General features: G+C 66.2%; 17 protein-coding genes. 6 read left to right on the forward strand and 11 right to left on the reverse strand.

Annotation, left to right across the window (positions count from 1 at the left end; translation table 11 throughout):
• Nucleotides 1-17: 17 nt before the first annotated feature.
• The 4 genes from AAFG50_RS32725 to AAFG50_RS32740 form a co-directional block, all read right to left on the reverse strand.
• Nucleotides 18-1,424, reverse strand: a complete 1,407-nt coding sequence (locus tag AAFG50_RS32725; protein WP_028176258.1) for an MATE family efflux transporter — start codon at nucleotides 1,422-1,424, stop codon at nucleotides 18-20.
• A 70-nt stretch (nucleotides 1,425-1,494) separates the two neighbouring features.
• Nucleotides 1,495-3,294 (reverse strand): ABC transporter ATP-binding protein, encoded by a 1,800-nt coding sequence (locus tag AAFG50_RS32730; RefSeq protein WP_028176259.1) that lies wholly within the window; start codon nucleotides 3,292-3,294, stop codon nucleotides 1,495-1,497.
• A 447-nt stretch (nucleotides 3,295-3,741) separates the two neighbouring features.
• Nucleotides 3,742-5,325: a DHA2 family efflux MFS transporter permease subunit gene (locus AAFG50_RS32735; RefSeq protein ID WP_028176260.1), complete on the reverse strand. Its 1,584-nt coding sequence runs from the start codon at nucleotides 5,323-5,325 to the stop codon at nucleotides 3,742-3,744.
• Nucleotides 5,326-5,354: 29 nt separating this feature from the next.
• Nucleotides 5,355-6,671 (reverse strand): HlyD family secretion protein, encoded by a 1,317-nt coding sequence (locus AAFG50_RS32740; protein ID WP_028176261.1) that lies wholly within the window; start codon nucleotides 6,669-6,671, stop codon nucleotides 5,355-5,357.
• A gap of 199 nt (nucleotides 6,672-6,870) precedes the next feature.
• Here AAFG50_RS32740 and AAFG50_RS32745 point away from each other — a divergent pair, with 199 nt between their 5' ends.
• Nucleotides 6,871-7,506, forward strand: coding sequence for a TetR/AcrR family transcriptional regulator (locus AAFG50_RS32745; protein WP_028176262.1), 636 nt, complete (start codon nucleotides 6,871-6,873; stop codon nucleotides 7,504-7,506).
• A gap of 55 nt (nucleotides 7,507-7,561) precedes the next feature.
• Nucleotides 7,562-7,903 (forward strand): DUF6665 family protein, encoded by a 342-nt coding sequence (locus AAFG50_RS32750; RefSeq protein WP_028176263.1) that lies wholly within the window; start codon nucleotides 7,562-7,564, stop codon nucleotides 7,901-7,903.
• 34 nt (nucleotides 7,904-7,937) lie between these two features.
• Here AAFG50_RS32750 and AAFG50_RS32755 read toward each other — a convergent pair whose 3' ends face one another.
• The gene (locus tag AAFG50_RS32755) at nucleotides 7,938-9,152 is read right to left on the reverse strand and encodes an extensin family protein (protein ID WP_028176264.1); all 1,215 of its coding nucleotides are present in this window, start codon (nucleotides 9,150-9,152) and stop codon (nucleotides 7,938-7,940) included.
• Nucleotides 9,153-9,249: 97 nt separating this feature from the next.
• On the opposite strand from AAFG50_RS32755, the gene AAFG50_RS32760 reads away from it, so the two are divergent.
• Nucleotides 9,250-9,492 carry a hypothetical protein gene (locus tag AAFG50_RS32760; RefSeq protein ID WP_162185870.1) on the forward strand — a complete coding sequence of 81 codons (243 nt, stop codon included), beginning with the start codon at nucleotides 9,250-9,252 and terminating at the stop codon, nucleotides 9,490-9,492.
• Between the two features lie 70 nt (nucleotides 9,493-9,562).
• Here the strand turns inward: AAFG50_RS32760 and AAFG50_RS32765 are convergent, their stop codons facing one another.
• Nucleotides 9,563-10,456, reverse strand: coding sequence for a DUF2147 domain-containing protein (locus AAFG50_RS32765; protein WP_028176265.1), 894 nt, complete (start codon nucleotides 10,454-10,456; stop codon nucleotides 9,563-9,565).
• Between the two features lie 197 nt (nucleotides 10,457-10,653).
• Here AAFG50_RS32765 and AAFG50_RS32770 point away from each other — a divergent pair, with 197 nt between their 5' ends.
• Nucleotides 10,654-11,430 carry a DUF2147 domain-containing protein gene (locus AAFG50_RS32770; RefSeq protein ID WP_028176266.1) on the forward strand — a complete coding sequence of 259 codons (777 nt, stop codon included), beginning with the start codon at nucleotides 10,654-10,656 and terminating at the stop codon, nucleotides 11,428-11,430.
• A 188-nt stretch (nucleotides 11,431-11,618) separates the two neighbouring features.
• Nucleotides 11,619-13,061 (forward strand): FecR domain-containing protein, encoded by a 1,443-nt coding sequence (locus AAFG50_RS32775; RefSeq protein WP_039185813.1) that lies wholly within the window; start codon nucleotides 11,619-11,621, stop codon nucleotides 13,059-13,061.
• A 113-nt stretch (nucleotides 13,062-13,174) separates the two neighbouring features.
• On the opposite strand, the gene AAFG50_RS32780 is transcribed toward AAFG50_RS32775, so the two are convergent.
• Nucleotides 13,175-13,738, reverse strand: a complete 564-nt coding sequence (locus AAFG50_RS32780) for an NUDIX hydrolase (protein WP_028176268.1) — start codon at nucleotides 13,736-13,738, stop codon at nucleotides 13,175-13,177.
• A 66-nt stretch (nucleotides 13,739-13,804) separates the two neighbouring features.
• Nucleotides 13,805-14,668 (reverse strand): archaetidylserine decarboxylase, encoded by an 864-nt coding sequence (gene asd, locus AAFG50_RS32785; protein WP_028176269.1) that lies wholly within the window; start codon nucleotides 14,666-14,668, stop codon nucleotides 13,805-13,807.
• 35 nt (nucleotides 14,669-14,703) lie between these two features.
• On the opposite strand from asd, the gene AAFG50_RS32790 reads away from it, so the two are divergent.
• Nucleotides 14,704-16,368: an aminotransferase class III-fold pyridoxal phosphate-dependent enzyme gene (locus AAFG50_RS32790; RefSeq protein ID WP_039185817.1), complete on the forward strand. Its 1,665-nt coding sequence runs from the start codon at nucleotides 14,704-14,706 to the stop codon at nucleotides 16,366-16,368.
• 281 nt (nucleotides 16,369-16,649) lie between these two features.
• Here AAFG50_RS32790 and AAFG50_RS32795 read toward each other — a convergent pair whose 3' ends face one another.
• From AAFG50_RS32795 to AAFG50_RS32805, 3 genes are all read right to left on the reverse strand, one after another.
• Nucleotides 16,650-17,309, reverse strand: a complete 660-nt coding sequence (locus tag AAFG50_RS32795; RefSeq protein ID WP_028176271.1) for a hypothetical protein — start codon at nucleotides 17,307-17,309, stop codon at nucleotides 16,650-16,652.
• Between the two features lie 258 nt (nucleotides 17,310-17,567).
• Nucleotides 17,568-18,257 carry a methyltransferase domain-containing protein gene (locus tag AAFG50_RS32800; protein WP_011089374.1) on the reverse strand — a complete coding sequence of 230 codons (690 nt, stop codon included), beginning with the start codon at nucleotides 18,255-18,257 and terminating at the stop codon, nucleotides 17,568-17,570.
• A 33-nt stretch (nucleotides 18,258-18,290) separates the two neighbouring features.
• Complete coding sequence (locus AAFG50_RS32805; protein ID WP_028176272.1) at nucleotides 18,291-19,343, reverse strand: glycosyltransferase family 1 protein; 1,053 nt, start codon at nucleotides 19,341-19,343, stop codon at nucleotides 18,291-18,293.
• Nucleotides 19,344-19,593 lie beyond the last annotated feature (250 nt).

Below are 19,593 nucleotides of genomic sequence, written 5' to 3' on the forward strand. Positions count from 1 at the left end.
CAGGTCACAAGCTGTCGCTACGCAGGGACGCGCGCAGGAGGCGTGACGGGCTCGGGCTCGACCTGCTTCGAAGCCTCGTCCTGCCGGAGCGGCGCCAGGCGTTTGTCGAACTCGCGGCGCAGCAGCCACAGGCTTAAGCCCGCCTGGAGCGTGGTCGCCGCGATCGACAGGTACCAGACGTACTCGATGCGGAAGCCCGGACGCGTCGAGAGCCAGATCGCTGGCAGCGAATAGGTGAACACGCGCGTCGCCGAGCTCAGCAGCACCGGCTTGGTATTGCCGAGACCCTGGAACATGCTCGAGCAGGTGAAGATCAGGCCCTGCGCCACCATGTTGAGCGAGATGATCCGCAGGAACAGATAGGCGATCGCCATCGTCTCCCGGTCGTTCGAGAATCCGGCGAGCAGCAGCTCCGGCTTCGTTTGCGCCAGGATCATGAAGCCGATCATCACGGCGGAGGTGATCAACGCCGACTTGACGAAGGTCTCCCGCACGCGCGCCCCGTTGGCAGCGCCGACGTTCTGGCCGGCGATCGGCCCCGCGGCCAGCGCAACGGCAAGCGCCGGCATCTGGATCAGGGCCAGCACACGCTGGCCGATGCCGAATCCCGCCTGCGCCGACGGGCCGAAATCGCCCAGCACGTAGTAAACCACCGCCATGAAGATGAACATCATCGCGAACTCGCCGCCGGCCGGCAGGCCGACATTGAGGATGCGCTTCAAGTGATGCGGCTGCGGACGCCACTGCGCCGGGTTGAAGGCGACGTAGCGCTCGGCCTTGCGGAAATGCGCCAGCAGAATCAGGACACCGATGGCCACCGCGATCGAGCTCGCCAAGCCCGCTCCGGCGACACCAAGCGCATGGCCGGTGCCCCAGCCCGAGATCAGCACCGGCGCGAGTGCGATGTTGATGGCGACAGCGAGCACCCGCACCAGCATCGCGGGGCGCACGATGCCGGTCGCCCGCAGCGCCGATGCCAGCACTTGCATCGCGAATTCCAGAGCGAGCGCCGGCATGAACCACAACAGATAGGTGGTCCCCGCCTCGATCGTGGCTTGGTCCGCGGCGATCGCACGCATGTAGGGGCGCGACAGCGCCGCGCCCATGACTAGGGTCAGCACGCCGAACAGCACCGACAGCGCGATCGCCTGGTTGAAGATCAGATTGGCATCCGGCCGATCCTTGCGGCCCACGGCATGCGCGATCAGCGCCACCGTGCCGACGCCGAGCACCTGCATCAGCGCGTTGATGAGAAAGCCGGCATTGCCGGCCGCGGCGACGCCCGCAACGGCGGCATCGCCCAGTCCCGACACGAAGTACAAATCGACCAGCTGGCAGATCATGATCGTGACCATGCCGACCATGATCGGGGGCGCCATGGCCAGGATGTGTCGCACGATGGAGCCGTTCGTCAGGTCTTTCATCTCATTCCATCCTTGGCGCATTCCGTGGGCGGCGTGACGGCGGGACTTTCGTCCCGCCGCCGCGCGCCTCTCATTCCGCTGCTGCGAGGTGCCCGAGGTCCACCACCTGGCGCTCGAACAGGCCGCGATAGATGCCGCCGGGCTTGCCTGCGAGCACGGCGTGGGTGCCCTCCTCGACGATCTCGCCGCGGTCGAACACCAGGATCCGATCGAGGCTGCGCACCGTCGACAGCCGGTGCGCGATCACGATCGAGGTGCGTCCCTTCATCAGCCGCTCCATCGCCTGCTGGATCAGCGCTTCGGATTCCGAATCGAGGCTCGACGTCGCCTCGTCCAGGATCAGCACCGGCGCGTCCGCCAGGAAGGCGCGCGCGAGCGCCACGCGCTGCCGCTCGCCACCCGACAGCTTCACGCCGCGCTCGCCGACGAGCGTGCCGTAGCCCTTGGGCAGACTCAGGATGAAGTCGTGCGCATTGGCCAGCCGCGCCGCCTGCTCGATCGCCTCCAGGCTGGCGCCGGGCCGGCCATAGGCGATGTTCTCGGCGAGCGTGCGGTGGAACAGGATCGGCTCCTGCTGCACGATCGCGATCTGGCTGCGCAGCGATTGCTGCGTGGCCTTTGCGATATCCTGGCCGTCGATCAGCACACGGCCATCGCTGACGTCGTAGAGCCGCTGCACCAGCTTGACGAAGGTGGTCTTGCCGGAGCCGGAGCGGCCGACCAGGCCAACCCGCTCGCCGGCGCGGATCGTGACCGACAGGCCGTCGTACAGCGGCGCGCGGTGGCCGCCATAGTGGAACGTGACGTCGTCGAACGCGATCTCGCCGCCCTCGATCGCGATCGGCCGCGCGTCCGGCGCATCGACAATCCCGATCGGCTCATCATGGATCGCCACCAGTTCGTCCATGTCGTTGACCGAGCGCTGGAGGTTGTTGATGTGCATGCCGACGTCGCGCAGATATGCGTGGATGACGTAGTAGCTCGTCAGCACATAGGTGACGTCGCCGGGCGAGGCATGCCCGCTCATCCACAGCAGCACCGAGCCGCCGATCACGGACGCACGCAAGGCCAGCAGCAGCGAGAGCTGCGCCATGGCCGTGTAGTTGTAGCGAAACCAGGTCCGCCGCACCCGAACGCGCCAGCGGTTGATGACGCGGGCGAGCCGCGTATCCTCGCGCAGCTCGGCGCCGAAGGATTTCACCACGGCGTTGCAGGTCAGCGCGTCCGCCAGCGTGCCGCCGACCTTGGTGTCCCAGGCGTTGGAGATTCGCGCGGCCGGCGCGATGTAGCGCGTCGAGAACAGCACGGTGATGGCGACGTAGAAGAGCGCTCCCACCGCGATCACCGCGCCGAGCGAGGCCCAGTGCAGGCCGATCAGGACCATGGAGCCGATCAACACCAGCAGAGACGGCGCCAACGCCATCAGGATGGTGTCGTTGAGCAGGTCGAGCGCCCACATGCCGCGCGTGATCTTGCGCACCGTGGAGCCGGCAAAGGAGTTGGCGTGCCAGTCGGTCGAGAAGCGCTGCACGCGCGTGAAGGCGCCCTGGGCGACATCCGACATGATCTTGAGCGTGAACGGGACGATCGCCTGGAGACCGATCAACCTCAGCACCACGGAGGCCGCACCGAGCGCCACGATGGCGCCGAACGCAACCAGCGCCGCGTGGCGCGCGTCAGGATCGGACGAACCGCGTGTCAGCGCATCGACCAGATGTCCGGAGAAGACCGGCATGAACAGGTCAGCGACGGTCGCGCCCAGCAGGCCACCGGCCACGATCAAGCCGCGACCGGGCTGGTTCAGCCAGTGCCGGAACACGAAGGGCAACACCACGCGTATCGCCGCGGGCCTTTTTGAGAGAGAGGTCATGACATCATCCAGCCGCTTTTGGTGCGGGCCGGCTCCATCAACGGACGCAAGTCGGCCACGAAGGGCAGACGGCGTCACTCACAGGTGATTTTGACTTGGGGAAGTGGGGCGATCGGGACTCGTGACCCGATCGAATCTGGCGGAAGAGGCCTCTAACAGGCCGCCGACATACCGAACCAGAACAACGAACGCGGGCGAACGATCTGCGAATGCGACGAAATCATGCAAATCCCTCCCGGTTCGATTGAATGAGGTGCGCTTTATAGATGTGCCGTTAGCGGTTTGCAACGGGGCTCGCGCGAGATCACGAACGAGTGTTGCAATTTGGTTCGCGGCCGCCGTCGATCTCATCTTCCACTGTCATGCCCCGCGAAGGCGGGGCATCCAGTACGCCGCGGCTTCTCGGCTCAACCACTACTGTCCCGGGCGACGACAGCGTGCGTGGCGTCAATGCGCGTCGCCGCCGCCCGTCAGCGAGGCCGGCTTGTTCAGCAGCGTGACCAGCAGGCTGAGGCCGAGATAGAACAGCGTCAGCATGAAGAAGGCATCGCCGAAGCTCATCACCACGGCCTGGCGGTGCACCAGCTGCGAGAGCTGCCTCATCGCCATCAGCGCGGAATCGCCGAGCCCCTGGAACTTCTGCATGAACATGGTCAGGGTTTCGGTCGCGGTCGCGTTGCCCCAGGTCACGCGCTCCTGGAGGCGCGTGATGTGCAGGTCGGTACGGTTGTTGAGCACGGTGTTGATGACGGCAAGCCCGACCGCGCCGCCGAGATTGCGCATCAGGTTGAACAGGCCCGAGGCGTTCTTCACCCTGTCAGGGGCCAGCGTGCCGAGCGCGATGTTGTTGGTCGGCACCATTGCGAACATCATGCCGACGCCGCGCAGGATCTGCGGCACCAGCAACTCGTAGAAATCGTAGTCGCGGGTGATCCAGGTCATCTGGTAGGAGCCGATCGCGAACACGACGAGGCCGAAGGCGATCATGTAGCGCATGTCGATCTTCACCATGAGACGACCGACCAGCGGCGCGACCAGGAACATGGTGATGCCCGACACGAACATGGTCTCGCCGATCATCAGCGCGCTGTAGCCGCGCACCTCGGCGAGATAGCGCGGATAGATGTAGGTCAGGCCGTAGAGGCCGATGCCGATGCAGAATTGGAGCACGCAGCCGACCGCAAAGTTGCGGTTGGAGAAGGTGCGCAGATTGACGATCGGCTCGGCCGCCGTGAAGACGCGCCAGAAGAACGCGATCGCCGAGATGGCGCAGATCCAGGCGCAGATCGCCACTGTCGTGTCCTGCAGCCATTCATATTGCGGGCCTTCCTCCAGCACGTATTCCAGCGTGCCGAGGAAGCCGGCCATGAACAGCAGGCCCCACCAGTCGAAGCGGTCGAGCAATTCGAAATGCGGCTCGTCGAAATCGACCAGCGCCAGCACGCCCAAGGTAATGGCGATGCCGGGCACGACGTTGATGAAGAACAGCCAGTTCCACGACATCAGGTCGGTGATGTAGCCGCCGACGGTCGGCCCGATCGTGGGAGCCAGGGTCGCGACCAGCCCGATGATGGGACCGACGATGTGGAATTTCGAGCGCGGGAACACGGTGTAGGCCGAGGCGAACACGGTCGGGATCATGCCGGCGCCGAGAAAGCCCTGGAGCGCACGCCAGAGGATCATCTCCTCGATGGTGGTGGCGAAGCCGCAGAGCAGGCTCGAGGCGGTGAAGCCCGCGGCCGAGATCGCGAACAAGAGCCGCGTGCCGAAGGCGCGCGACAGGAAACCCGACAGCGGGATCGCGATGACTTCGGCGATCAGATAGGCGGTCTGGACCCAGGAGACTTCGCTCGAGCTCGCCGACAGGCCGGCCTGGATTTCACTGAGGGACGCCGAGACGATCTGGATGTCCAGGATCGACATGAACATCCCGAACACCATGATGATGAAGGCGAACAGCCGCTTCGGCGCGATGCGCTCCGAAGCGGGGGCCGCCATCATCTCAGGTGAAGCAGTCGTGGCATTGGCCATGGTCCGACCTCGCAGCGTTTAAGGTGCTCTTACTGCGGATGGATCATGGTGGGATCGTCGAGATCGACCTCGCTGTCGGCGTCGGCCGCGCCCTTGTTGGTGTCGACGGTCGCGTAGACCGACATGCCGGCGCGGAGCAGGTTCTGCTTCGCCACCGACTTCGGCACGCGGATGCGGACCGGCACGCGCTGCACGATCTTGGTGAAATTGCCGGTGGCGTTATCCGGCGGCAGCAGCGTGAACACCGAGCCCGCGCCCGCCGCGATGCTGTCGACGACGCCGGAGAACTTGCGCATGCCATAGGCATCGACCTTGATCGTCACCGGCTGGCCGGGGCGGATGCGCTTGAGCTGCGTTTCCTTGAAGTTGGCGTCGATATAGACGTCGTCGAGCGGCACGACGTTGCCGAGCCGCTGGCCGACCGCGACGAAGTCGCCGGCGCTGACGAGGCGATTCGAGAACGTGCCGTTGACCGGCGCGCGCACCGCGGTGAAGGCGAGATCGCGCTCGGCCTTGGCGAGCGAGGTCTTGAGCTCCGCAAGCTGGGCCTGGGCTTCGGCCTGCTGCGCCTTGGTGACGTCGACGTTGCTGACGGCGACGTCATAGGCGGCCTGCGCGGCCTTGACCGCGGCGGCGCCCTGGTCGCGTCCGGCTTCCGAGCTCTCGAAGGTGGCGCGCGAGGCAAAGCCCTTGCTGCTCAGCGCCTGCTGGCGCTCATAATCGAGGTCGGCGCGCTTGAGGCCCGCTTCAGCCGAGACGAGCTGCGCCTTGGCCTGGGCAACCTGGCTCTCGAGCGCCGCGATCTGGCGACCGATGCGATCGATGGTGGCCTGCTGGGTCGCGATCCTGGTCGCAGCGGCATCGACCGCGATCTTGTAGTCGCCGTCGTCGATGCGGAAGATGACGTCGCCGGCGCGCACCGTCGTGTTGTCGCCAGCAAGGATCGAGGAAATGTGGCCGGCAACGCGCGCGCCGAGCATGGTGTTGTTGGCGCGGACATAGGCGTCGTCGGTGGCGATGTAGAAGCGGCCGACCAGCGTGTAATAGCCGGCATAGCCGGCTGCCGCGAGCGCCAGCACGAGACCGACGCCCATCAGGACGAATTTGCGCTTGCCGGATTTCGGCGTGCCGCTGGCAGCGGGCGCGTCTGACCCGGGTGTGGCCGGCTTGTCGGTCACGGGCTTCCCCGGCGCCTCGTTGCGGCGCTTCGCTTCCTCGGCCACATGGGAGCGCAACTGCTCGGCGAGAACGGCGGACGTCTCGGTCACAGGTTCACCGTTCGCCGAATTCGTCTCCACCGCTTCCTGGTGAAGCACGCGCGCAGCCTGGTCTCTCGATACGGCCATAAAGGCCTCCTCAAAAAAAGCGCGATGAAGGACGGCCGCTCGCGGCGTGTTCCCCTCGCTTAACTTACCTCAAATATCATTGACCGAACCGTTCGGTCAATATACATAATATCCAGCGTCGGACCCTACTGGCCCGAATCCTTTATTTGCGTTTCATAGTTCGGCACCTCGTCCAGAAACCTTCCGAGACCCTGAACCAATGGTTGTAGCTGCCAGCGAACATCTGCACGTCATCCAGGAGGAGGACAGCTCCAAGCGCCGCCAGATCCTGGACGGGGCCCGCAAGGTGTTCATGGATCTCGGCTTCGACGGCGCCAGCATGGGCGAGATCGCGCGCGCGGCGCAGGTCTCCAAGGGCACGCTCTATGTCTACTTCGCCGACAAATGCGCGCTGTTCGAAGCCATCCTCGAGCAGGAGGCGCTACAGCACGGCCAGGTCGTGTTCAATTTCGATCCCGCCCGCGATGCCGAGACCACGCTGAATGAGTTCGGCCGGGCCTACATCCATCTGCTCTGCCGGCCGGGCGGCGGATCGGCGATCCGCACCGTGATGGCGATCGCCGAGCGCATGCCCGATGTCGGCCGCCGCTACTACGCGCGGGTGCTGGACAAGACCATCAACCGCCTCTCCGATTATCTCAAAGCCCGCGCCGCCGCCGGCGATCTCACGATCGACGATTGCGACCTTGCCGCCTCGCAGTTCATGGAACTGTGCAAGGCCTCGCTCTTCCTGCCCTTCGTCTTCCAGGCCGCGCCCGCGCCGTCGGAAGAGCGCATGACCGAAGTGGTCGACAGCGCGACGCGGATGTTCCTGGCGGCGTACCGGGCGAAGTAACGGCGAGCACGCCACGCGTTGCGCATGCCGGTCTCGCGGCATTATATTTGCGGCCATGTCCCGTGATCTTCGCCCGCCTGTCGATATCCTCCATTATGAGATCGTCCAGGAACAGGCCTCGGCGCTTGGACGGATGGGCCGCACACTCGAGCAGAGCCTTGCGCGCTTGCGCGAGTTCGACGCCGCCCACGCAGCCTCGGGGACGCCGGCCTCGATGCAGGCGGCGAGGCGCAAGCTGGTGATGGAAGCCGGCCAGGCGCTCTGGATGTTCGTGGTGCAACGTGAGGCGTCCGGCTTGCGCGACAGCCGCCATATCATGCGCACCTACAACGTCCCCGGCGAGGTGCAGCTGTGCATGGGGGTGGTCCCCGCACCGTCGAAGCCGGCCTCGAAATGACATTCTGACTGCGTAGGGCTACTGGCAAACGCGCCTAATCGTCGGCGTACTCTTCTTCCTCCTGCTTGCGCGTCGTTGCCTTGCGCGCTCCGAGCGAGCCGGTGACATAGGGATCGCGCCTGCCGGCGTAAGGGTTGCGCTGCTGCGCGCGCCCGGCGACCTCTTCGCCGGAGACGGCGGCCGGCTGGCAGATCAGCCGGCGGCTGGCGCGGCGCATCAGATCGACGTGGATGTGATCGTAGTGATAGACGTTCGAGCCCGGCGCCAGCACCGTGGTGAAATGCGCGCACGCGCCCGACTGCACGTCGCGCAGAAAGCCCTGCTCTTCCGGCATGCCGCGCCAGCCGTCCTTCACCGTGACGCGGCGGCCGTCGGCGAGCACGAAGGCGGCGATGTCGAGCGCGTTGCCGAAGGCGTGCTCGGAAATGTGGGCGTGCGGATTGCCGTTCATGCCGCGGCAGGAATAGGCCGAGATCTGCTTGAGCTCGACGACGCGGGCGCCGAACCAGCGCATCGCCGACGGCTGCACGGTGTCGGCGAGCCAGCGGTCGAGCTCGGACACGATCGGACAGGCGAGCGTCGCGGTCGGCCTCACCGCGACGGGACCGACGGCGGTGACGGGATTGCCCTGCGCGGGACCAAGCCGCGGTAGCGGCTGCTGCGCGGGCGCCTGCGAATAAGGTGCGGGACCGGGCTGCCGCGCCGGATAGCTCGGCGCATTCATGTAGCGCGCCGCGCCCGCGGCATCGGTGCCTTCGGGCGGCAGGTCGATCTCGTCTTCCTCCGGCGCTACGCCGGGCGCGTTCAGTGACATCGGCCCGGACGAGGCGCCATAACCGGAAGGCTGGCGCACGGCGCTCTCGGGATAGTTCGACCGCTGCGGATAGGAAGATGCCGGAGAATTCTGGCCCTGCGGATAATTCGATCGCGGCTGCGTCACCGGCCAGCGCGGCTGGCTGCCGACATTGCCCGGCGGGCGCAGTTCCTCGTCGGCAAAGCCGTAGCTGCCCGAGGCTTCGCCGATGGCGGCGACCTTGAGCGGAAACTCCGCGCCGCAGCTGCCGGGCCCGGAGATCGGGTCGATGCGGACGATGTCCGCACTCTCCCTGACCGCACCCGATTTCAGGCACGCCGCTTCGGCCTCGGCCCGCCACGGTTCACGTTCGGCCTGGAAGAAGCCGCGTCCGCAACCCGCTAGCGAAACAAGGACGATGGAGCCGACGAGATACAAACGAACTCCGCGCGTCATGCACGCACGTTCGGTGAATTTACTTAAAGACTCTTCAACGTGTTGATTTCAGCCTTCCTTAACCATGCCGGCCCGGGACGAGCGCCGGCTCCTGGAGATGAGCGACAGCAAGGCTGCCTTTTTCACAACGAGACTTTCTGTTAACCATATTAGTTGGGCGCGCGAGCGGCGGGAGCCTGCTCCAGCGGAGCATCCTCCAGCGCAGGATTCTTGGCAGCCAGGATTCTTGGGAGCCAGTATTCTTGGGAGCAACGGAATGACGTTCGCCGGGAGACTGAGCGTGATCACCGCGTACCTCGCCATGGCCTTCGTCGGCGCCATCGTGCTCGGCATGATCTAGCGGCCATCGATCAACCACACCGAAGACCGCTTGCCCTCCTCTGGAGGGCGAGGGCAAGCCGACTACATTGCTACGACCGCGCGCCCCATTGCCGCGACGTCGTGGCCAGCCGCTCCTGCGGCTCCTCAATGCGCGTCCAGTCGTTGCCGGAGCACCAGAAGTGGCCGAGCGCGCAGGCCTCGACGTAGAGCTTGCCGGGACTCTTCAGCGTCATCCTCGCATAGTAAGTGTTGCCGGTGGAGCGGCTGTAGATGCTGCCGGTCCAGACGTCGTGCGATTTCTGCTTCATGTTGACGAGCACGCTCTCGCCCCTGCTCGACGCCTCGGTCAGCGCATAGCCGCAGAGCGCGGAGCCGCAGCGTTCGATGCGGACCGTGCCCTTGGCGCCGTCGCTTTCCCACTGCCCGAGCGGCATGCCGGGCGACTCGTCGTCACTGCGCTGTGCGATCGTGGTAGCCGGCTTGATTTCGGGCCTCGGCGCGACGACGGGCGGCTCCATGCGCGGCGGATCGAGCGCGATCGGCTTCGGCGGACCTGTGCGCGACAGCTCGACCCGTGGCGGATTGGGGCTCATGGCCTCGATCCTTGGTGCCTCCGGTCTTGGCGCCGGCGGCAGCACAACGGGCTGCGATGTCGTCGCGGCGAGCACGGGGGGCGGCAGCGCCGGTGACGGCGCGACCGCAATCGCCTGTGGCGGCCGGGCCGGGGTTGCCGGATAGACCGGCTGCGGCGCCTGGACGACCGGCGGTGGGCCAGGCGCAGCAGGCGTCATGGCGACGTCCTCCGCCGGCCGAAAGCCGCGATTGGAGGAAATCGAGACGCAGGACGCGGACCGGCAATTCCTGGGCGCCTCGACATGGAACCGGTGGCCGCCGATCGAGAAGGAGTAGGAACCGGCCTGGGCTGGAGGCGCAACCGCCAGCAGCGCGATCAATATGCCAAGCGAAGTCGCAAGCCGCGTCATCGGCGCCTCCCTCTCTCTGTCGCGACGAGGTTACGCGGGATGAAATGCGGCTGAATGTGCGCTGGCTCACCCAGGCGCCACGGGTCCTTGTGACGTCCATCACGGAAGGCGGGACGGGTCGGGCGTAGGGTCGAACCACGTTTCATCCACCAGCGACTTCAGTCCATATCGGGACCACGCTTTTTTCGGAGGTTGTCATGAACAAGCTCACCATCGCCGCCACCGCACTCTTCCTCGCGTCGACCGCGGCCGCGCATGCCGGCAATTCGATCTCGTTCCAGATCGAGGGCCAGCGCATCCGCATCGAGACGCCGCGCAACTGCGCCTCGCTCGACTGCGTGACCATCGTGGCGCCGGGCCTGTCGGACAAGCCGATCAAGCTGAACAACATCAACCTCAAGGGCCTTGGCTCCAAGGACGATGACGTCGACACCACGCCGGCTCCGGCCACCACCACCGCGCAGCCCGTGCCGGCTCCGGTGCAGCAGCAGCCCGTGCAGCAGGCGCCGGTCCAGGCGACCGCGCCGGCCGCCCCTGCGATTGCCGCCCCCGCAGCTTCCGCCACGACGGTTGCCGCCGCTCCGTCCGTCGGCTTCGACAACACGGTGCAGCCCGCACCCGTTGCTGCGCCCGCGCCGGTCGCCGTTGCTCCCGCTCCGGCTCCGGTGGCCGCCGCGCCGGCGCCGGCCGCCAACACGCCGATCGGCGTCTGGGCGACCGAAGAGAACAAGGGCAATGTCCGCGTCGAGCAGTGCGGCGCCAATCTGTGCGGCTACGCCGAGAAGACCAACGAGCGCATCCTGATCAACATGAAGCCCGAAGGCTCGAAGTGGAGCGGCCGCATCCACGACCCCGACTCCGGCCGCAACTACGACTCGACCATCGCGATGAAGGGCCCGAACGCGATGCGCGTGCAGGGTTGCGCCTTCGGCGGGATGTTCTGCGGCGGCCAGACCTGGAAGCGCGTGAGCTGACGCCGAAGGCATCAGCGGCAGAAATGCCTTCTTGTTTTTATGATGGCGCCACGTCCCTGACACCGGGACGTGGCGTTTGAACGTTCGCCTCTCCCATGCGACAGACGTTCATCCGCCATTCAGCTCAATCAGGCTGAAATCGGCCGATCTCGCCTCGCGTTTCTCACCGGGACTCCCTCGTGATTTCAATGGTGGCCTGGCGCCGCTTCGTGTTCGCGCTTCCGCTGCTGGCCTTGCCGCTGGCCGGCGCGAGCGTGGCTTGTGCATCCGATGCAATCGAGCTTGCGCAAGCCCAGCCGCAGGCCCAGCCGGCGCCCGCCCCCTCCCCGACGCCCGCCGCCTCGCCGACACCGGCCGCGGACGCGCAATCCGCCACCGTCGAGCCGATCGGCAACGTCGCGACCGTCACGGGGATCGCGACCGTGATCCGCGACAAGAATTCTTATCCGCTGCGCGTGCGCGACGACATCTATCTCAACGACGTCGTGCAGACCTCGTCGAACTCCTCGCTCGGCATCACCTTCAACGATTCGACCACGTTCAACCTCTCCGCCAGCGCCAGGATCACCATCGACAATTACGTCTATGAGGACGGCGGCAAGCAGAATTCGGCGATCTTCGACATCGGCAAGGGCACGGTTGCCTTCGTTGCGGCGGCGGTGGCGAAGACCGGCGACATGAAGATCGCGACGCCGACCGCGACGCTCGGCATCCGCGGCACCACCGGCGTCGTCGACGTGCCCGAGGGCGCGGCCGCGAGCAGCGCCAGCAACGTCAACATCAAACTCTATCCCGACGCCGACGGCCGGGTCGGGCACATCGAAGTCAACGACCGCACCAGCGGCACGCGGCTCGGCGCGCTGACGCAAGCCGCAAGCGGCTTTGCGATCCGCCCCGGCACGGGCGGGCCCGGCGGCATGCGCTTTGCGGCCGTGCCGATCACCATTGCCCCGCAGCAGATCGCGCGCGACCGCGGCTTTGTCAGCCAGGTGCATCTGGCGCAGACTACGGGCCGCCAGATCGTCACCGAGCAGCGCGACTTCCGCCGCGCCAATCCGACCGCGATCAGCCGCATCCCGCGGCCGGCGCAGCCGCCGCAGCAGCAACAATTGCGGCCGACGACGGCGCCGGGCCAACAGCCGCAGCGGCCGAACGGCCAGCCCGGCCAGAACAACCGTCCGGGTCAGCAGCAGCCGGGCACGCCAAACCGGCAAGGCGCGCAGCCGCCGCAGCGGCAGGGCCAGGGACAACAAGGACAGGGCGGCGCGGTGCAGCCGGGTGGCCAGCGCGCAGGCCAGCAGCAACAGGGTCAGCAGCATGGTGCGGGCCGGCCGGCCGGCGCACCGCGCACCGGACCCGGCGTCCAACCCGGCGGCACGCCGCAAACCCAGCCGCCGCGCGCCGGCCAGACTCCGGCGCAGCCCGGAGCAGCCGTGCCGCCGCAGCCGGGCGCGACACCGCAGCCGCAAACGCCGCGCACCGGATTGCAGCCGGGCCAGCCGCCCGCGATCCAGCAGCCCGGCGGCATCCAGCGCCAGGGCGGATTCCAGCAGCGCCCGCCCGCCGCACAACGCCCCGCAGCGCCACGCAAGCCGGCGCCCGCTCCGAAGGAGAAGAAAGAGCGGCGGTAACGTGCGTCAGCGCGCTGCGCTCGCAATGACGATTTGGAGGGAGTTGACACTATCCCAACCATACTAACTCGCGGATGCTTCCAAACCCGCAAGCAGGGCGGCGTGAAGAAGTCTCACGCCTCGCCGCGCAGCCAGGCCTTCACCTTTTGCAACAGACCGTGGCGCAGCTCGTCGACCGACGCAGCCTCGGCGGGCGTCAGCGCCTGCAAGGCTGCATCGACGTCGTCGCTCGCCGGCCGCGGCTCGGGTGCGGGCAAAGATGCAAGGCCGGCGGCGGCAATCGCGATCGGACCGGTCTGGATCAGGAAAGCGCGCTCGTATTCGCGCGACAGGCGCGAGATGGCATCGTCCAGAGTCAGCCAGTCGACCGCCTTGATGTCGTTCATCAGCTTGCGGACCGGACCGCCGTCGGCCTCCATGCGCCAGAAATGCACGACCTTGGAGCGGCCGCCCGACTGATAGACGAGCGTGCCCAGGAATTCGTGGATGGCGACCTCGTGACCGGTCTCTTCCAGCACCTCGCGGTGCGCGGCCTGTTTCGGCGTCTCGCCGTCGTCGAGCTTGCCCTTCGGCAAAACCCATTCGTTGCGCTTGCGCTGGCGCACGACCGCGATCAGCGGCGGCGCGCCACGCCGTAGCACAATACCCCCCGCCGCCATCACCGGCGCCCGCGCCATCACCAAATCCGTGTCGATCTATTCGTCCCGCCGACCATATAGGCGGCGGGGACGGCGGATTGAAGGCTACTTTCTCCCGAGCAGCGCTTGACCGGCGCGAATGCGGGTGCCCTCGGCGATGCCGTCGCAGAATTTGAAATCGCCGGGCGCCAGGATAATGATGGTCGAGCCGTGCTCGAACCAGCCGAGCTCCTCGCCTTTGCTCACATTGACGTCGCAGGGGAAGTTGACCGGACCCTTCGTCTGCGCGTTCAGCACCATGTCGAGGAAGTGCAGGCGGATGCTCGCGACCAGGATCGCGGCGACCGGCACCAGCGTCACCGCCTCGCCGGTCGACAGATGCGTGCGGATCACCGCGCGCTCGTTCTTGCAGAACAGACGCTCGACCCGCTTCAGCGCGATCGGATTGACGTTCCAGACATCGCCATGGATTAGCGTGACGCGCTCGATATGGGCGTCATAGGGCGCATGAAAGCGGTGATACATGCTCGAGGTCAGCCGCAGCGTGACGAAGGATCCGTTGCGGTGCTGGTCGACCAGGGCGGAATCGCCGAGCAGGTCCAGCAGCGAATAGGGCGCGCCCTTGACCTGGAACAGCTCGGTATCGGCGATCCGGCCATGCGCGCTGACGATGCCGTCCGAGGGGCTCGCGACGACGGAAGGGTCCGGATCGAACGGCCGCAGGCCCGGCTTGAGCTCCCGGGTGAAGCAGTCGTGCAGGCTCTTGAAATGCGTTTTCCGCGCCTCCGACAAATCGAGGTCGGAGAACAGCTTCCACAGCGCGATCGAGAAGTCCCGCACAAGCGGATTCTCGATCTTGGAGAACCAGCCCATGAAGCGGGTCAGCGCGGCGCGGGGGATGCGGTTGGTCAACAGAAAGTTGAGGTCTTCCTGCTGGGTGAAAGAGGCGATGAGGGCTTTGACTGTCATGAATCTGTCAGCTCGCAGTATTAGCGCTTGTTGTCATGGAAACGACACTCCCGATTCTCTCGATGTCCGTGGCCGCCGCAGCGTCCGCTGCCGCCGCCTTCCCGAAGCTCAAGGCGCGGATCGAACTCTCCCGCGCCAAGCACCGCTCGCTCGCCGGGCACTCCAAGATGTCGCGCCGGGTGGCCCGGCTGCTCCCGTTCTACGAGTTCGGAGAGAACGACTACTTCTCTTGCGACGGCGCGCCGGCGAACATCGCGGCCCAGCGCAAGGACGGCTTCTTCCGCCTCGCAAGCCTCTACGCCGAGCGCTACCCCAAGGGGCGCGCGATGACCAAGGAGGCCGCGGAAACGATTTCCGACCTGAACTTCACCGAGAGCTACCGCGTGCCGTTCCAGTTCTCGCGCCTCGTCCGCGAGCACCTGGGCACCTCGACCTTCATGGAGTCCTCGCGTGGCGTCACCGTCACCGATGTCGACGGCAACACCTCGTACGACCTCACGGGGTCGTACGGCGTCAACATCTTCGGCAACGACTTCTACAAGGAGTGCATCGAGGGCTCCGAGAAGCGGGCGCATGCGCTCGGACCCGTGCTCGGCCCCTATCACCCCGTCATCCTCGAGAACGTGCAGCGGCTCTGCCAGATCTCCGGCCTCGACGAGGTCTCGTTCCACATGTCCGGCACCGAAGCCGTGATGCAGGCGGTGCGGCTCGCGCGCTACCACACCAGACGCACGCATCTGGTTCGCTTCGCGGGGGCCTATCACGGCTGGTGGGGCGACGTGCAGCCCGGCGTCGGCAATCCGATTCCCGCACACGAGACCTACACCCTCGCCGAGATGTCCGAGAAGACGCTGCATGTGCTGCGCACGCGCAAGGACATCGCCTGCGTGCTGGTCAATCCGCTGCAGGGCCTGCATCCGAACGGCAACGCGCCCGGCGACTCCTCGCTGGTCGACAGCTCCCGTGGCGGCAATTTCGATCGCGCGGCCTACACCGAGTGGCTCAAGAAGCTGCGCGAGGTCTGCACCGAGCGCGGCATCGTGCTGATCTTCGACGAGGTCTTCGTCGGCTTCCGTCTCGCCGCCGGCGGCGCCCAGGAATACTTTGGCGTCAAGGCCGACATGGTGACCTACGGCAAGAGCCTCGCCGGCGGCCTGCCGGTCGGCGTGGTCTGCGGCAAGAAGGAATTGATGCGCCGCTTCCGCGACGATCGTCCCGCCGACATCTGCTTCGCCCGCGGCACCTTCAACTCGCATCCCTACGTCATGACGGCGATGGACGAGTTTTTGAGCCGGCTCGCCAGCCCGAACTTCCGCGCCATCTATGACGGGCTGGACGCGACCTGGAACGGCCGCGCGGAAAAGCTCAACCAGATGATGGAGAGCGCCGATCTGCCGGTACGGTTCGCAAACTTCTCGTCGATCTGGACGGTGAAATACACCACGCCGTCCCGCTACAACTGGATGCTGCAATATTACCTGCGCGCCGAAGGCCTGGCGCTGAGCTGGGTCGGCACCGGCCGGCTGATCTTCAGCCTCAACTACACCGACGCCGACTTCACGGAAGTGGCCGAACGCTTCGTCCGTGCGGCCGAGAAGATGAAGGCCGACGGCTTCTGGTGGCACGACGGCGCGCTCACCAACAAGAACATCAAGCGGCAGATTTTGAAAGAGATGCTGGCCAAGCGTTTCGGGCGCTGAGGCTTTTCGCTGCGCCCCGAACACCGCCCTATCCTCCCCCTCTCCCCGCTTGCGGGGAGAGGGTTGGGGTGAGGGGGACTCACCGCGAGCGCGGTGAGAGTTGGCGAGCGATCGGCTAGCCACGCCCCCGCGGAGAGCCCCCCTCACCCGCCGCGCTACGCGCGTCGGCCTCTCCCCGCGCGCGGGGAGAGGCGAAAAGGCCCCCAAGACGTGGATGCCCGGGACGAGCCCGGGCATGACGCAACCATCAGACATCGGAGTGTTGTGTTTACGCAGCGCGCTCAGGCGTGCTGCTCTTCGAGCGTGGGCTCGGAGATCAGGCCCAGCGTGTGCTCGGGGTTGAGGTGCAGGCCGGGGTCCATCAGCTCGCCGCGCATCAGGGCGAGCGGCGCGTTGCGATAGAGCATCAGATCGTGGAAGGGGTCGGTCAGGATCTTGGTCATCCAGACGAGGCCGGTCTCGACGTCGCGGATGAAGAACAGGTGCACGGTGCGGAACAGAAGACCGCCGCCGCCGACCACGAGCCAGATCTTGGCGACCTGCCGCATGAAATCGGTCGCGCTCGCCCAGGGCGTGAACAGGCCGAACAGCGTCGGATCGGCAAGCAACACCAGCGGCGAGGCCGCCCAGATCGCCATCAGCACCACCTTGCGCTGAAGGTTGTAGCCGACCTTGATCTCTTCCTTGTACTCGTGCGTCGCCTGGTTGATGTGGTCGTAAGTATGCGGCTCGAAGAAGAAGTGACCGGCCTGGCGCGAGGTCATCGAGACCAGCCAGCCGACCAGCGCCGAGATCACGGGATCGACGAACAGCCAGACGTAGGCGAAGAGGAAGCTCAGTGCGCTGATGAAGTGCAGGCTCTGATTGATGCGGCTGTGGTGATAGTAGCGATGGTCGTCCCAGCGCTGGATCCGCAGCTGCTCGAGATAATTCTTGATCATGCTCTCCCCCAAAATGCTTTCGGGTACGGGATTACAGGGATTCGATGTACGCCGTGTGACATCATCATTTTGTCATGTGACGATGTGCAGCGGCGCGATGACGCACGTGTTACTCTGCCCCTCATCCTGAGGAGCGCGGAACGCGCGTCTCGAAGGATGAAGGCCGAGGTGCAGCAGCACGGGCCTTCATCCTTCGAGCGATGCGAAGCATCGTCCGGGAGACGGCGCCACGCGCCTCCTCACCATGAGGAGCAGCAGTCACGCGGCCTTGGCGACGTCGACCTTGCGGAAGCGCACCAGCGAGAAATGGCCGAGCGGCGGAATCAGGCGGCGCTCGGCGAGCTCGATGCCGGGGGCGCCGGCCAGCCACTTGGCATAGCGCGACCAGGCGAACTCGGCGGTGCGGAAGCCGAGCGGACGCACCACCGGCTGCAGCTTCTGCTCGATGAAACGGCGCATGCCGGCATCGGCGCTGACGCGGGTCAGGATGATCAGCTCGCCGCCCGGACGCAGCACGCGGGCGAATTCGTCCAGCGCCTTCTCCGGGTTCGGCACGGCGGTGACGACATATTGCGCCATTACGACGTCGAAGGAATTGTCGGGGAATTCGAGCTTCTCGGCATCCATCACCGCAAGCCCTTCGACGTTCTTCAGCTTGCCTTCGGCGACGCGCTGGCGCGCCTTGTCGAGCATCGCTTCCGAAATGTCGGTGCCGAAGATGCGCAGGTTCGGGGCGTAGAGCGGCAGCGAGATGCCGGTGCCGACGCCGACCTCGAGCACGCGGCCGCCGATCTTGTTGGTGGCTGCGATCGCGGCCTGCCGGCCCTTGGCGAACACGCCGCCGAACACGAGATCGTAGACGGGCGCCCAGCGATCGTAGGCCTGCTCGACCGTGCCGCGGGTGAGGTCGAGCTGCTGGGTGCCGTCAAGGTTCATGATCTTAGCCATCGGTGAGGTTCTCGCTGGGGTTCAAAGGGTGGATCAACCGCGCACCGGCCGCCGCACCATCACCGGCGAGGCGCGCAAGGCGCGGCTGGGCTGAAGTGAGGTGAGGTTTCCGACGAACTGGCGCGCGCTGTTCTCCCAGGAGCGCTCCAGCGCGAAGTTGCGGCAGGTCTCGCGCGACATGGTGAGCGCGCGCAGGCACGCGGTGCGCAGATCGTGGTCGATCGCACCGATCGGATGATCGGCGATGACGTCCTTCGGGCCCGTCACCGGGAACGCCGCAACCGGCGTGCCGCAGGCGAGCGCCTCCAACTGCACCACGCCGAACGTGTCGGTCAGGCTCGGAAACACGAAGACGTCGGCAGCCGCGAGATGCGCCGTGAGATCCGCGCCCTTCTTCTCACCGAGGAAGACCGCGTCCGGATATTTCTTTTCGAGCGCCGCCTTCTGCGGGCCGTCGCCGACGACGACCTTGGTGCCGGGCAGATCGAGCGCGAGGAACGCTTCGAGATTCTTCTCCACCGCCACCCGGCCCATGGTCATGAAGATCGGGCGCGGCAGGGCGAGCTTGGCCGGAGAGTCCGGGTGGAACAGCTCGGTGTTGACGCCGCGCGTCCAGAAGCCGAGCCGCTTGAAGCCGCGCTCGGACAGCTCCTGCCGCAGCGAGGGCGTCGCCACCATGGTCATGGCGGCGGCATCGTGGAAGTGGCGCAGCACGGCATAGCCAACGCTCGCGGGGATGCCGGTCCGCACCGAGACATATTCCGGAAAGCGCGTGGTGTAGGAGGTGGTGAAGGCGAGCCGGTTGCGGCGGCAATACGCCCGCGCGGCCCAGCCGATCGGCCCTTCGGTCGCGATGTGCAGCGCTTCCGGTGCGGCCTTCTCGATCCGCCGCGCGATCTCCTTAGCGCTCGGCAGCGCAATACGCAGGCCCGGATAGGTCGGCAGCGGCCACGACGGAAAGCCTTCCGGCGTGAGGAAGTCGATCTCGACGTCGAGCGCCTTGGCGGCGCCCGCCAGCGAGGTGAGCGTCCGGACCACCCCGTTAACCTGCGGATGCCAGGCGTCAGTCGCGATTAATACCCGCATGGGGAAATCCCGAGAGTTTGATGATTCTCGGCTTTGGACCATCAACCACGGATATTTCAGGCGTGTGACGTCACAGAAGTGTCGGCCCGGTGTTTTGTTCGTTAACGGACCCACGCGGCCACGAAACTGTCATGAAACAATCCTTGCCGCGATGAAACCGTTTTCGGTTTTCCGCGCAAACGTCCCGAAACTTCTTTCCGTTAGTGATCCAGGCAACAGAGCACCGCAACGGTGCCGGGGTGACCACGAA

The organism is Bradyrhizobium sp. B039 (genome assembly GCF_038965675.1).
Classification (GTDB): domain Bacteria; phylum Pseudomonadota; class Alphaproteobacteria; order Rhizobiales; family Xanthobacteraceae; genus Bradyrhizobium; species Bradyrhizobium diazoefficiens.

Bases quoted from the DNA above. Each gene is read 5' to 3' on its own strand.
- AAFG50_RS32725 (WP_028176258.1), bottom strand. From the start codon at position 1,424: ATGAAAGACCTGACGAACGGCTCCATCGTGCGACACATCCTGGCCATG.
- AAFG50_RS32730 (WP_028176259.1), bottom strand. From the start codon at position 3,294: ATGACCTCTCTCTCAAAAAGGCCCGCGGCGATACGCGTGGTGTTGCCC.
- AAFG50_RS32735 (WP_028176260.1), bottom strand. From the start codon at position 5,325: ATGGCCAATGCCACGACTGCTTCACCTGAGATGATGGCGGCCCCCGCT.
- AAFG50_RS32740 (WP_028176261.1), bottom strand. From the start codon at position 6,671: ATGGCCGTATCGAGAGACCAGGCTGCGCGCGTGCTTCACCAGGAAGCG.
- AAFG50_RS32745 (WP_028176262.1), top strand. From the start codon at position 6,871: ATGGTTGTAGCTGCCAGCGAACATCTGCACGTCATCCAGGAGGAGGAC.
- AAFG50_RS32750 (WP_028176263.1), top strand. From the start codon at position 7,562: ATGTCCCGTGATCTTCGCCCGCCTGTCGATATCCTCCATTATGAGATC.
- AAFG50_RS32755 (WP_028176264.1), bottom strand. From the start codon at position 9,152: ATGACGCGCGGAGTTCGTTTGTATCTCGTCGGCTCCATCGTCCTTGTT.
- AAFG50_RS32760 (WP_162185870.1), top strand. From the start codon at position 9,250: ATGAGCGACAGCAAGGCTGCCTTTTTCACAACGAGACTTTCTGTTAAC.
- AAFG50_RS32765 (WP_028176265.1), bottom strand. From the start codon at position 10,456: ATGACGCGGCTTGCGACTTCGCTTGGCATATTGATCGCGCTGCTGGCG.
- AAFG50_RS32770 (WP_028176266.1), top strand. From the start codon at position 10,654: ATGAACAAGCTCACCATCGCCGCCACCGCACTCTTCCTCGCGTCGACC.
- AAFG50_RS32775 (WP_039185813.1), top strand. From the start codon at position 11,619: ATGGTGGCCTGGCGCCGCTTCGTGTTCGCGCTTCCGCTGCTGGCCTTG.
- AAFG50_RS32780 (WP_028176268.1), bottom strand. From the start codon at position 13,738: ATGGCGCGGGCGCCGGTGATGGCGGCGGGGGGTATTGTGCTACGGCGT.
- asd (WP_028176269.1), bottom strand. From the start codon at position 14,668: ATGACAGTCAAAGCCCTCATCGCCTCTTTCACCCAGCAGGAAGACCTC.
- AAFG50_RS32790 (WP_039185817.1), top strand. From the start codon at position 14,704: ATGGAAACGACACTCCCGATTCTCTCGATGTCCGTGGCCGCCGCAGCG.
- AAFG50_RS32795 (WP_028176271.1), bottom strand. From the start codon at position 17,309: ATGATCAAGAATTATCTCGAGCAGCTGCGGATCCAGCGCTGGGACGAC.
- AAFG50_RS32800 (WP_011089374.1), bottom strand. From the start codon at position 18,257: ATGGCTAAGATCATGAACCTTGACGGCACCCAGCAGCTCGACCTCACC.
- AAFG50_RS32805 (WP_028176272.1), bottom strand. From the start codon at position 19,343: ATGCGGGTATTAATCGCGACTGACGCCTGGCATCCGCAGGTTAACGGG.